Origin of the sequence: Lysinibacillus sphaericus OT4b.31, assembly GCF_000392615.1 — a bacterium.
Taxonomy (GTDB): domain Bacteria; phylum Bacillota; class Bacilli; order Bacillales_A; family Planococcaceae; genus Lysinibacillus; species Lysinibacillus sphaericus_B.
Window position 1 is genome coordinate 188,065 of sequence record NZ_KB933398.1, and the last position, 13,755, is coordinate 201,819.

11 protein-coding genes are annotated in these 13,755 nt (G+C 39.7%); all 11 read left to right on the forward strand.

Annotated elements, in window-relative coordinates:
• Position 1 precedes the first annotated feature (1 nt).
• The 11 genes from ligA to rlmD all read left to right on the forward strand — a co-directional run bounded on the left by ligA (position 2) and on the right by rlmD (position 13,491).
• Complete coding sequence (gene ligA / locus H131_RS00885) at positions 2–2,008, forward strand: NAD-dependent DNA ligase LigA (RefSeq protein ID WP_010857150.1); 2,007 nt, start codon at positions 2–4, stop codon at positions 2,006–2,008.
• Between the two features lie 76 nt (positions 2,009–2,084).
• Positions 2,085–3,221: a CamS family sex pheromone protein gene (locus H131_RS00890; RefSeq protein WP_010857151.1), complete on the forward strand. Its 1,137-nt coding sequence runs from the start codon at positions 2,085–2,087 to the stop codon at positions 3,219–3,221.
• A 548-nt stretch (positions 3,222–3,769) separates the two neighbouring features.
• A complete protein-coding gene (gene gatC / locus H131_RS00900) occupies positions 3,770–4,057 on the forward strand; it encodes an Asp-tRNA(Asn)/Glu-tRNA(Gln) amidotransferase subunit GatC (RefSeq protein ID WP_010857153.1) in 288 nt (95 codons plus the stop codon).
• A gap of 24 nt (positions 4,058–4,081) precedes the next feature.
• Positions 4,082–5,545: an Asp-tRNA(Asn)/Glu-tRNA(Gln) amidotransferase subunit GatA gene (gene gatA / locus H131_RS00905; protein ID WP_010857154.1), complete on the forward strand. Its 1,464-nt coding sequence runs from the start codon at positions 4,082–4,084 to the stop codon at positions 5,543–5,545.
• A gap of 1 nt (position 5,546) precedes the next feature.
• Positions 5,547–6,974 (forward strand): Asp-tRNA(Asn)/Glu-tRNA(Gln) amidotransferase subunit GatB, encoded by a 1,428-nt coding sequence (gatB, locus tag H131_RS00910; RefSeq protein WP_010857155.1) that lies wholly within the window; start codon positions 5,547–5,549, stop codon positions 6,972–6,974.
• Between the two features lie 164 nt (positions 6,975–7,138).
• On the forward strand, positions 7,139–7,699 hold the full coding sequence (locus H131_RS00915) for a thioredoxin family protein (protein ID WP_010857156.1): 561 nt from the start codon (positions 7,139–7,141) through the stop codon (positions 7,697–7,699).
• Positions 7,700–7,835: 136 nt separating this feature from the next.
• A complete protein-coding gene (locus tag H131_RS00920) occupies positions 7,836–8,750 on the forward strand; it encodes a diacylglycerol kinase (RefSeq protein ID WP_010857157.1) in 915 nt (304 codons plus the stop codon).
• 367 nt (positions 8,751–9,117) lie between these two features.
• Entirely contained in the window at positions 9,118–10,464 is a 1,347-nt protein-coding gene (locus H131_RS00925; protein WP_010857159.1) for a cytochrome ubiquinol oxidase subunit I, read from the forward strand.
• Positions 10,461–11,486 (forward strand): cytochrome d ubiquinol oxidase subunit II, encoded by a 1,026-nt coding sequence (locus tag H131_RS00930; RefSeq protein WP_010857160.1) that lies wholly within the window; start codon positions 10,461–10,463, stop codon positions 11,484–11,486. The genes H131_RS00925 and H131_RS00930 overlap by 4 nt, the downstream gene beginning before the upstream one ends.
• Before the next feature lie 11 nt (positions 11,487–11,497).
• Positions 11,498–11,620, forward strand: coding sequence for a cytochrome bd oxidase small subunit CydS family protein (cydS, locus tag H131_RS25785; RefSeq protein ID WP_010857161.1), 123 nt, complete (start codon positions 11,498–11,500; stop codon positions 11,618–11,620).
• A gap of 506 nt (positions 11,621–12,126) precedes the next feature.
• Positions 12,127–13,491 carry a 23S rRNA (uracil(1939)-C(5))-methyltransferase RlmD gene (gene rlmD / locus H131_RS00935; protein ID WP_010857162.1) on the forward strand — a complete coding sequence of 455 codons (1,365 nt, stop codon included), beginning with the start codon at positions 12,127–12,129 and terminating at the stop codon, positions 13,489–13,491.
• Positions 13,492–13,755: the final 264 nt, after the last annotated feature.

Sequence of the window (13,755 nt, forward strand, 5' to 3'; positions counted from 1 at the left end):
AATGAACGAAATTGAACAGCGCATCGCGGAGTTAAACAAGTTATTGCATGAATATGGGTATGCGTATTACGTACTGGATAATCCTATCATTGCAGATAGCGTATATGATCAACTATTACACGAACTCATTGCATTAGAAGAAGAGAATCCATCACTTATCTATCCCGATTCGCCGACACAGCGAGTTGGTGGTGTTGTCGTAGAGGGGTTTAAAAAAGTAACACACGATTATCCGATGTTAAGCCTATCAAACGCTTTTAATGAAGCAGACATACGTGAGTTTGACCGTAAAATCAGTCAAGCAATTGGTGACAAATTTTCATATGTATGCGAGCTGAAAATTGATGGTCTTGCCATTTCCTTAAAATATGACAATGGTGTTTTTGTTCAGGGAGCGACACGTGGTGACGGTATTATTGGTGAGGATATAACAGCAAATCTAAGAACGATTCGTGCGGTGCCACTTCGATTAAAAGAGCCACTTACCATTGAAGTACGTGGTGAGGCGTATATGCCGAAAAAATCATTCGAAAAGCTCAATTCCCAAAGAGCTGAGAATGGAGAAGAATTATTTGCAAACCCGCGTAATGCCGCTGCTGGCTCTTTACGTCAACTGGACCCTAAAATAGCAGCGAGCCGTCAATTATCCACCTTTATCTACTCAATTGGTGGAGACGGTGAAGCGTATGGTATTGATGGACACGGAGAGATGCTTGATTATTTAGAGGGGCTTGGTTTGCCATCAAATAAAGAGCGTCAACACTGTACATCAATCGATCAAGTATTAGCCTTTATCGAAAAATGGACTGAGAACCGTCCGAATTTAGCTTACGAAATTGACGGTATCGTCATTAAGGTGGATCGGTATGCACAGCAGGATGAACTTGGCTATACCGCTAAAAGTCCACGTTGGGCGATTGCCTATAAATTCCCTGCGGAAGAAGTCATCACAACTTTACTAGATATCGATTTAACTGTAGGGCGAACAGGCGTTGTCACACCCACTGCTATTTTAACGCCTGTACAGGTGGCTGGTACGACAGTGCAACGCGCTTCTTTACACAATGAAGATTTAATTCGTGACAAGGATATTCGCATTGGGGATACAGTCGTAATCCGAAAAGCTGGTGATATTATTCCACAAGTTGTCGGTGTATTAATGGAGCAACGACCAGAGAGTTCTGTCCCTTATGAAATGCCTGCAAATTGTCCTGTGTGCGATAGTGAACTGATTCGAATAGAGGGCGAAGTAGCACTGCGCTGTGTGAACCCAGCCTGTTTTGCACAAATTGCCGAGAGCATTAAATATTTTGTCTCACGTAACGCCATGAATATTGACGGTCTTGGTGAGAAGGTTGTTGAGCAATTACTGCGCGCAGATTTAATCCATGACGTATCCGATTTATATCACTTAACAATAGAGCAACTTGTTGAGCTGGAACGTATGGGTGAAAAATCAGCAACGAATTTAGTAAATGCCATTCAAACATCTAAGGATAATTCAATGGAGCGCCTACTAATCGGTTTAGGTATACGACACGTTGGTGAAAAAGCGGCAAAAATTGTCTCAGAGGAATTCGAAACGATGGAAGCGGTTATGGCAGCTACAGAGGAACAACTCGTGGCAATTCATGAAATTGGCGATAAAATGGCGTCATCACTCGTAGAGTATTTTGCCAACGAAGATGCACGTGCAGTCATTGCTCGCCTAGCTGAAGTTGGTGTAAATATGACATATAAAGGTAAAAAGGTAGAAGTCGCAATAGGGGACAATCCATTTGCGGGAAAAACGATTGTCTTAACTGGTAAACTTGAGCAATTGACACGGAATGAAGCAAAGGCGAAAATAGAAGAGTTAGGTGGTATTGTCACAGGAAGTGTCAGCAAAAAAACTGACCTTGTCATTGCTGGGACAGATGCAGGTTCTAAACTGACAAAAGCCGAACAATTAGGCATTGACGTTTGGAATGAAGACCGCCTAGTAGAACAACTTAGCTTTATTCAGTAATAAAAAAATTTCTATTTCCCCAAACAATTAGGAACTGAACAAAAAATCTGCCAATTAGTAAAGGAGTACTAAAATAATGAAGTCATTTCGACTCATTCCAGCAATAGTAGCTGCTGCAATGCTAGTCGGCTGTGTGCCTTCTAATAAGAAGGAGACAGAGCTTACACAGGAGACGCAACAGGAAAAAGCGGAAACAACGATTATTCCAAGCTTACAAATTGATGAATCTTTTTATAAAACACTAATTCCCTATAAAGAAAGTGCAAGTCGCGGGTTAGTCATTTCAAATATTTATACGAAATATGATATGAAGGAAGTAGAGACAGGATTAATGCGTCTTTCTCAAAATGAGTTTGATACTGAAAATTACTACTTCCAAGAAGGTCAATATTTAGCAGAAAGCACAGTAAAAGATTGGCTTGCGCGTAGTTCACAAAAAGAAGACGGTTTAAATCCGCCAACAACCGATACAATGACAGCTGAGGAACGTGCAACGAAGGCACCTGTTTATTTAGCCCATATTGTTGAGCAAAATTATTTAACTAAAACCGATGATAATAAAGTTAAGCTAGGCGGTATTTCCATAGGCCTTGCACTGAATTCTATTTATTATTACCAAAAAGAAAAATATGGTGAATATTATGAAGAACCAATTCCAGAAGCAGCACTTATTGAGCAAGGGAAAAAGATGGCTGCAGAAATTGTTTCTCGTATGCGTTCACGTGATGAGCTAAAGGATGTGCCAATTGTTGTTGGGTTGTTTAAACAACAGGCCCGCAATGAAATTATTCCAGGAGCCTATTTCACTTACGGTGTAGCAAAAGAAGGCCAAAGTGATTTAGGTGATTGGCAAGCCATTGATGAAGAATATGTAATGTTCCCAACAGATGAATCACTCGATGTTTATCGGGATGTTAGCAATAACTTCAAAAATTTTAAGCAAGACGTTGATAAATATTTCGCCAATTACACAAGTGTTATTGGAACAGGCTTCTATCAAAATAAGAAAATACAAAAACTAAAAATAGAAATTCCTATCCAATTTTTTGGCACAGCTGAAATTAGAGGATTTACACAATATTTGACGGGCGTACTGATCAATCAATTCGGTAATATAAACGTAGAAGTGAGTATTACATCGATAAATGGCCCAGAGGCGTTAATTATGAAAGAAGCTAATGAAAAAGACCCATTTGTCCATATTTATGACTAAAATATAGTCAGCCTTGTGCTGGCTATATTTTTATGAGCAAGCATGTTTTCGGGTCCAGACAAGCAAAGCTCGGGTTCAGGAGAGTATCGCTCAGGTAAAGTTGGCAATGCTCGGGTAGAGGGAAGTAACGCTCAGGTAAAGTTGGGCAACGCTCAGGTAGAGTTCAGTAACGCTCGGGTAGAGTTCAGCAACGCTCAGGTAGAGTCCAGCAACGCTCAGGTAGAGTCAAGCAACGCTCGGCTCCAGACAACCAAAGCTCAGCTTCACAACAGAATCGACCAAACTACATCTGGTAATGTTCAAATCTAGTTAATCGTTGCCTGAGGGGGCTAAAGTTTTGTTTTCACAGGGACTTTTTTCTTCAGTTCCAACAGACTGTGACATCTATAGACGACACTTTGTCACGGTAGTGAAAGTTTCTATATTTTTGGTGAAAGTTGTGATTTTTAATACGAAAAATGTTATGATAATTTGCATGGTTAACTTTATTCAGCCCTATTGTTATCAATAAAAACAATGAATCTGATTACTATTCGGAGGTGTGAAAAATGGCGAAATTAACAAAAGAAGAGGTTAAGCACGTTGCAAATTTAGCACGTCTTGCAATAACTGAAGAAGAGGCAGAAAAATTTGCTGAGCAACTTGGTAAAATCACAGACTTCGCAGAGCAATTAAACGAGCTAGACACAACAAATGTTGAACCAACAACACATGTATTACCACTAGTTAATGTAATGCGTGAAGACGTGGCAACAAAAGGTTTAGACCGTGAAGTGATGATGTTAAACGTAAAAGAACAAGAAGATGGTCAAGTCAAAGTACCAGCTATCATGTAATACTAAAACATAGGAGGATTCCTCATGACGTTATTTGAACGTTCAGCAAAGGAGCTACAAGCTGACATAAAAGCGGGTAACTTAACAATCGCTGACTTAACAAAAGAAGCATATGAACGTGTTGCAAAGCTGGATGGCGATGTACAAGCATTCCTAGCTTCAAACGAAGAAAAAGCAACTGCACAAGCAGCTGAAATGGACAAGGTTCCATTTGAAGAGCGTGGACCACTTTTTGGTCTTCCGATTGGTGTTAAAGATAACATCGTAACAGAAGGTTTAGAAACTACATGTGCTTCTAAAATTCTTGAAGGTTTCATGCCAATTTATGATGCAACAGTCGTTAAAAAATTGCGTGAAGCCGGTATGATTACAATCGGTAAATTAAACATGGACGAATTCGCTATGGGTTCTTCAAACGAAAACTCAGCTTATAAAACAACAAAAAATCCATGGAACTTAAATCATGTACCAGGTGGTTCTTCAGGTGCATCTGCCGCAGCAGTAGCAGCAGGCGAAGTGCCATTCTCCCTTGGTTCAGACACAGGTGGTTCAATCCGTCAACCAGCTGCTTATTGTGGCGTTGTAGGAATGAAACCTACATATGGCCGAGTATCTCGTTTTGGTCTTGTGGCATTTGCATCTTCTTTAGACCAAATTGGGCCAATTACTCGTAACGTTGAAGACAATGCACTTTTACTTGAAGCAATCTCAGGTTTAGATGCAAACGATTCAACTTCAGCAAACGTCGAAGTACCAAACTTTGCAGCAGCGCTTACAGGCGATGTAAAAGGCTTACGTATCGCTGTGCCGAAGGAATTCCTTGGTGAAGGTGTTGGTGAGGCAGCACGTCAATCTGTTCTGGATGCATTAGAAGTACTAAAAGGCTTAGGTGCAACAGTAGAAGAAGTTTCTCTTCCTCACTCAAAATATGCACTTGCTGCTTACTATATCTTATCTTCTTCTGAAGCGTCTTCTAACCTTTCACGTTTTGACGGTATCCGTTACGGCTTCCGTGCTGAAAATGTTGAAAACTTAATGGACCTTTACAAAGAAACTCGTGCACAAGGCTTTGGTGATGAAGTAAAACGTCGTATTATGCTTGGTACTTACTCTCTAAGTGCAGGTACTTACGATGCTTATTACAAAAAAGCACAGCAAGCACGTACACTGATCAAAGCAGACTACGACAAAGTTTTCGAAGATTTTGACGTAATTATTGGACCAACTTCACCTACACCAGCATTTAAAATTGGTGAAAATGTAGATGATCCAATGACAATGTACGCGAACGATATTTTAACAATTCCTATTAACTTAGCAGGTGTACCAGCGATTTCAATCCCTTGTGGCTCTGAAAATGGTCTACCTCTAGGCTTACAAATTATCGGTAAACACTTCGATGAAGCAACTATTTACCGTACAGCTCATGCTTTTGAACAAGCAACGGAGTTCCATAAACAAGTTCCTCAAATTTGGGAGGGAAAATAACATGAACTTTGAAACAGTAATAGGTTTAGAAATTCACGTTGAGTTGAAAACTGAATCGAAAATTTTCTCTGCTTCGCCAAACCATTTTGGTGCTGAGCCAAATACAAACACATCTGTAATCGACCTTGGTTACCCTGGGGTATTACCGGTGTTAAATAAAAATGTTGTTGACTATGCAATGCGCGCTGCACTAGCGTTAAACATGGAAATCGAACAAGAAACGAAGTTCGACCGTAAAAACTACTTCTATCCAGATAATCCGAAAGCTTACCAAATTTCACAGTTTGATAAGCCAATCGGTAAAAATGGTTGGGTTGATATTGAAGTAGACGGTTACACAAAACGTATCGGTATTACACGACTTCATATGGAAGAAGATGCTGGTAAGCTTTCTCACGCAGGTGATCATTCATTAGTTGACTTCAACCGTCAAGGTACACCACTTGTAGAAATCGTTTCTGAACCAGACATTCGTACACCAAATGAAGCCTATGCGTATCTTGAAAAAGTAAAATCAATCATTCAATATACAGGCGTTTCTGACGTACGTATGGAGGAAGGATCACTTCGTTGTGATGCCAACATTTCAATTCGTCCATACGGCCAAGAAGCGTTCGGTACAAAAACAGAGCTTAAAAACCTGAATTCCTTTAACTTTGTTCGTCGTGGTTTAGAGCACGAAGAATTACGCCAAGCAGACGTACTTCTTTCAGGTGGAGTTATTGAGCAAGAAACTCGCCGCTTTGATGAGAAAACAGGTAAAACAATTCTTATGCGTGTTAAAGAAGGAACAGATGATTACCGTTACTTCCCAGAACCAGACTTAGTACGTCTGTCAATCGACGATGAATGGTTAGAGCGCGTAAAATCAGAAATTCCTGAGCTTCCTGATGCTCGTAAAGCACGCTATGAATCAGAACTTGGCTTAACCGCTTATGATGCTGGTGTTCTTGTTATTTCAAAAGAAATCTCAGACTTCTTTGAAGCAATGATAGTGGATGGAGCAGATGCCAAGCTTTCTGCAAACTGGTTAATGGGTGATGTTTCTGCTTATTTAAACGCAGAACAAAAGGAGCTGAAAGATACAGCTCTAACACCAGAAAACCTTGCAGGTATGGTGAAATTAATCTCAGATGGCACGATTTCTTCTAAAATCGGTAAAAAAGTCTTTGCTGAATTAGTAGAAAACGGTGGCTCTGCACAAGAAATAGTTAAAGCAAAAGGTTTAGTGCAAATTTCTGATGAAGGTGCATTACTAGCTATCGTGTCAGAAGTGTTAGATAACAATGCACAATCAATCGAAGACTTTAAAAATGGTAAAGATCGTGCGATTGGTTTCTTAGTTGGTCAAATAATGAAAGCAACTAAAGGTCAAGCGAACCCACCAATGGTAAATAAATTATTACAACAAGAAATCGCAAAACGTTAATTGCGTATTGTTAAAATGAGCCAAGAGAGTGTCATAGCTTTCTTGGCTTTTTATATGTAAAAAATGTACATACTAATAAAATTAGCACTTAATAGTTGTCTAAAAAGAGTATTCATAGCAAAATATAGAATAGAAACATTACAATTATTAGGGGGAATTAACTCATGAAAACTGAACAACAATATTTCAATGAAGCATTAACAATACAACAATATATGGATAAGATGGAGACACTAAAAGAGGATAGCTTCCGTATTTATGATGGTTTTGAAGTGCCAACTAATGATGGATTTATCGAACTATTGAAGGACAAACAACCAAAAATTTTAACAATCACGGAAGATTGGTGCGGTGACGCTATGTTAAATAATCCAATTATTCGCCGTATAGCTGAGGCGGCAGGATTAGACATGCGTGCGGTATTACGTGATGCAGATACAGATTTAATTGACCGCTATTTAACAAATGGTGGACGTGCGATTCCAATGTATGTATTATTAAACGATGCTGGTCAAGTTATTGGCAAATGGGGGCCACGTGCTCCAGAATTACAGGAGTATGTTGTCAACAAACGCGCGAGCTTACCAGACAAAGAAGACCCTACATTTGAGGAAGCTCAAAAAGCGCTATATGCTGAAATTCGCGAAGAAAATATGACGAACAAGGCGTTTTGGACATTTGTTTACGAAGATTTCAAGAAACAGGTTACAGCGTTATTGCAATAAGGGGTAACTTTAAACGAAGCTTACACTATTGGCTGTAAGTGTTTCCGTAACCAATAATGCAAGTAGAAGCAATGCAACATTTCAACAGCTAATTCGTTGAGAGAAAATAGAATCTTATGAAGCAGGAAGGTATGTTATGAAACGAGCAAGAATCATTTATAATCCTACATCTGGACGTGAAGTGTTTAAAAAGCATCTACCAGAAGTATTAGAAAAACTTGAGGTAGCTGGCTATGAAACATCATGTCACGCAACAACATGCGAAGGTGATGCAACATATGCAGCAAAAAACGCAGTAGAACGCGGCTTTGATATTATCATAGCAGTTGGTGGAGATGGTACGCTAAATGAAGTTGTTTCAGGTGTGAGTACATTTGAAAAGCGACCGAAAGTGGGTCTTATTCCAATGGGTACAACCAATGATTTTGCGCGTGCTGTGCATATTCCAAGAAATATTGATGAAGCCGTAGAAATCATTATTAAAGGCGATACGTTACCAGTCGATGTTGGATTATTAAATGGAGAACGCTATTTCATCAATATTGCTGCTGGAGGGCGTATTACGGAGCTAACGTATGAAGTACCAAGCAAAATGAAAACAATGCTAGGGCAATTAGCTTATTATGTAAAAGCCGTTGAAATGATTCCATCTATTAAAGCATCTCATATGCGCATTGAATATGATGGTGAGGTATTTGATGGAGATGCAATGATGTTTTTATGCGGCTTAACCAATTCTGTTGGTGGCTTTGAAAAATTAGCACCTGATGCGAGCATTAATGATGGCTACTTCACATTACTTGTATTGAAAAAAGTGAGCCTTCCTGAGTTTATACAGCTTGCTGCAATGGCGTTAAGAGGCGAACATTTAAATGATGATCGTGTGATTTATAAAAAAGCAAGTGTCGTGAAGGTGACTACAGAAAATGAAGTCCATTTAAACCTAGATGGGGAATATGGTGGAGATGCACCAGCAACGTTTGAAAATTTAAAGCGCCATATTGAAATATTTGTACCAATAGAGGATATTCGCGAGGAAGACCGAATTTAATTTAATCAGTATTCATCTCTCCTTATCGTGAGATGAATACTGATTTTAGTTTTTATTTATAGAGTAAGTACAGCAAGGTATCATTAATTTCCTATAAATTGGGGATTGTGAACGAAATAAGAAAAATGTTTGGCGAATGTGCGTATATTACTTGAACAAAATTTGAAACCTTTATAATAGGCTGAAATTTCGGTCCATTATAAAGGTTTTTTTCGTTGCAATAGTGGAAAATGAGGGTATGGGAAAGGAAGTGTTGCCTTTGTATAAGTCACAAGAAAAAAAGCTTATGTGGTTAAGTTTTGGTGTTGCGATTATCATGCTACTTTCCATACTTGGAAAAGTATTCGGAAGTTAGGAGGGCAAAGAAATGGTGAATGAATCAGCAGTCTTTTGGAGTAGAGCATTAACGGAACTGACCCTATCTTTCCATATTATTTACGCGACGATAGGTGTAGGTGTACCGCTGATGATTATGATTGCACAATGGACTGGATATAAAAAGAATGATGAGCACTACATTTTATTGGCGAGACGGTGGGCGCGTGGCTTCGTAATTACGGTTGCAGTAGGAGTCGTAACAGGAACTGCGATTGGCTTGCAATTATCCCTACTCTGGCCGAACTTTATGCAACTAGCAGGTCAAACAATTGCTTTACCGTTATTTTTGGAAACGTTTGCATTTTTCTTTGAAGCTATTTTCTTAGGCATATACTTATACACTTGGGATCGCTTTGACAGTCAAAAAAAACATATGCTATTACTAATACCAGTAGCGGTGGGTGCTTCTATGTCCGCAGTATTTATAACGATTGTCAATGCGTTTATGAATGCACCCCAGGGCTTTGACATTGTTGATGGGCAGCTTGTTAATATAAAACCTTTAATAGCGATGTTGAACCCAGCGATGCCGACAAAGGTAGCCCATGTACTCGTTACAGCATATATGACAGCCGCATTTGTATTAGCAGCCATTGCAGGTTATCGTATGTTAAAAGGGTCGAATCATGTATATCATAAAAAAGCATTATTATTACTTATGAAGGTTGGTTTAGTCTTCTCCATTGCAGCAGCCATTATTGGTGACTTCTCTGGAAAGTATTTAGCAGAATATCAACCAGAAAAATTAGCGGCAGCTGAGTGGCATTTTGAAACGGAAGATAAAGCATCACTTATTTTACTAGGAATAATGCAAGATGGAGAAGTTAAATATGCCATTAAAGTACCTTATGCATTAAGTATTTTAGCGCATAATAATCCAATGGCGGAAGTAATCGGTTTAGATCAATTTGCAGAAGAGGATCGTCCTCCACTTTATATTCACTATTTATTCAATATCATGGTCTTTATTGGCATGTTCATGATGTTAGTATCGTTACTTTATGTGTTTGGGAAAGCACGTGGTTGGCAATTCATACATGCTCGCTGGTATCGCTGGATTATTGTTGCAGGCGGTCCACTGTCAATTATTGCAATTGAAGCAGGTTGGTGGCTCGCTGAGGTAGGGCGTCAGCCGTGGATTTTATATGGATTAATGCGTACACCAGAGGGCGCTACTACAAGCGATCATGTAGATTTAATGCTGATGTTATTTTCGGGCGTTTATGCAGTATTAGGAATTGGAAGTATTGTGGTATTAATTCGTATGTTTAAAAAGAACCCAATCGAACGTGAAATTGAAGATCGCCATTCTGAAAAAGGCGGTGATATCTTATGACATTAGAGATTCTAGGAATTTCGGTGTTGTGGATATTCCTATTTGGCTATGTGATTGTAGCATCAATAGATTTTGGCGCAGGTTTTTTTAATGCATATAGTTTACTGATCGGGAAAAATCATATTTTAACAAATATTATTAAACGCTATTTATCGCCAGTGTGGGAAGTTACAAACGTCTTTTTAGTATTTTTCTTTGTAGGGATAGTAGGTTTTTTCCCGCAAACAGCCTTTTACTATGGGACCATCTTACTTATACCAGTCAGCATTTCGGTCGTATTGCTGGCGATTCGAGGCTCGTACTATGCGTTTGAGGCATATGGTTCACGTGGACATATCGGTTACACGCTAACGTATGGTGTGGCAGGTTTACTCATTCCGGCATCGCTCTCTGTCGTATTCGCGATTGCAGGTGGTGGCTATGTGGATATTGTAAACGGGCAACCAGTGCTGAATTATTTTACATTGTACACAAGTACATTTGCTTGGAGTATTGTTGTCTTGAGCATTGCTGCAGTATTGTATATATCAGCCGTGTTTTTGACGTGGTACGCACATAAAGCAAATGATAAAGAAGCAACAAATTTAATGCGCAAATACGCCCTTATTTGGGCACTACCTTTGATAATTAGTGCACTGGGGATTATGTATGAAATGAAATCCATCAACCCAGAAAGTTATAGTCATATGGTGAACTTATGGTGGATGTTTGCTATTTCAGCGGTACTATTTATCATCACGGTGTTGCTATTATGGATGCGTAAAAACTACGGACTTGCAGTAGGTCTTTTAATCGCACAATTTGCAGTAGCATTCTTCGCTTATGGTATTGCACAATATCCATATTTACTGTATCCGTATCTAACGATATACGATGGCTTTACAAGTACTCAGATGGCGATCGCATTAATCATCGCGTTTGTTTTAGGATTATGTCTGCTCATTCCATCCTTGTATTTATTGTTGAAACTATTCTTGTTCAACAAAAATTATGTAACAGGAAAAGAAGACAATCACGCATAGGAGGTTTAGTAATGACTAGTTTTATCATTTTTTATGCACCATTTATAGTCGTCATTATTGGGATTATCATTGCATTTTGGTGGGCACCAAAAGATCACCATGCAACCAAAAACGAAGGAAAGAGCCGCGAATAGCGGCTCTTTTTTAGCTCTAGTTATGTGAATGAAGTCCACAGCTCGGGTAAGGCATATTATAGCTCAGGTAGAGGTTGGTACCGCTCGGGTAAGGCGTATTACCGCTCAGGTAAGTCGTATTATCGCTCAGGTCGAGCTGGGGAACGCTCAGGTAAGTCGTATTATCGCTCAGGTCGAGCTGGGGAACGCTCGGGTAAGGCATATTACCGCTCAGCTCTGTTCCATACTACTCAGCTCAAGTTCCACACTACTCGGTTCAGCCGAGCCACCATTCAGTTCGAGTTCCACACCGCCCCTGAAAGCCGAGTTACCATTCAGTTCGAGTTCCACACCGCCCCTGAAAGCCGGGTAACCGCTCAGCTCGAGCACGCATCGCTCCTATCAGCCAAGTCAACACTCCGCTCGCAACTTTTACTTTCCGGTAATACCTGAGAAATTCAAGCCTTGTTCTTTTTTCATCTGCCACTGCATGCTACAATAAGGAGATTGAAATGGAGGATGTTCGAATGTCAGCACCCGTAAAAAAGAATGATCGACTCACAGTTTATATAGAAGACTTAACGCATGACGGTAATGGCGTAGCTAAAGTCGATGGCTATCCGTTATTTATTCAAGGCGCACTCCCTCACGAAACAACAGAGGTGCATGTGCTAAAAACATTAAAAAACTACGGCTTTGCCAAAGTCATAGATATCATAAAGCCTTCATCAGAGCGTGTAGATGCACCTTGTGATTATTTCGTCCAATGTGGCGGCTGCCAATTACAGCACCTGTCCTATGAGGGGCAGTTAAAGTGGAAAGAAAACATGGTGCGAAATGTCATGCAGCGCATTGGCAAAATTGATGTACCAGTCCTACCTGTAAAGGGTATGGAAGAACCTTGGCATTATCGCAACAAGGCGCAAATTCCTTTTTCCATAAATGAAGCAGGACAAGCCATAGCAGGTTTCTACAAAACGAAAACACATAGCATAGTGGATATGGAGCGTTGCTTGATTCAGACAGGCGAAGCGGATGCTATACTTGCAGGCTTGAAACAGGAATTAGCTGCAGTCGATATTCGACCATACAATGAGCTAACACATGAAGGAATGCTGCGCCATGTAGTCATTCGTAAAGCACGAGCAACTGATGAAGTCATGGTTGTTCTCGTAACTAAAAAGAAAAAATTCCCGCAAAAAGAAGCTGCAGTTGCGGCAATAAAGAAGCTTGTTCCGAATGTCACATCGATTATGCAAAACATTAACAGTGACAAAACGAACGTCATTTTCGGTGATGAAACCGTAAACCTATGGGGCAAGGATGTTATTATTGATACAATTGGCGGTGTTCGCTTTGAAATTTCAGCGCGTTCATTTTATCAAGTAAACCCTGAGCAAACTGAAGTTCTATACAAACAAGCACTAGACTACGCTGACTTACAGGGTGATGAACGAGTAATTGATGCATACTGTGGAATAGGCACCATCTCCTTATTCCTAGCACAAAAAGCAAAAGCCGTTATGGGTGTTGAAATTGTACCGCAAGCTATTGAAGATGCAAAACGCAACGCAGCATTAAATGGCTTTACCAATACGTATTTCGAGGCTGGGCCAGCAGAGGAAGTTATCCCTCGCTGGTATAAGGAAGGTAAAGAAGCTGATGTACTAGTTGTTGACCCACCACGTAAAGGCTGTGATGAGGCCCTACTTAAGACGATTTTAGAACAACGTCCGCAGCGTGTTGTTTATGTGTCCTGTAACCCAGCTACATTAGCACGTGACCTCCGTATTTTAGAAGATGGGGGCTATAAAACACAGGAAGTTCAACCCGTTGATATGTTCCCGCATTCGACGCATTGTGAAGCGGTTGCTTGGTTGGCTTTAGTGTAGAAATAAACAGGAGTGAATTCCAAATAAAGGGATTCGCTCTTTTTGGTTGAAATTTATAAAGAATTACAAGTTTGAATTTCTTTAAAGGAAGGGTCCCCAACAAAAATCCTGTTTTTATTTGTGAATAAATTTGGAGGAAATATTACAAAACCAGTAAAAACTAATTCAACATTTGTAGTTTTTATGTTGAATGTTTACAACAACTGAGCCGATTGCTATATTAAGTGTTAATACCTAAAAATGGTAAATAAAGCATAGGGAAAA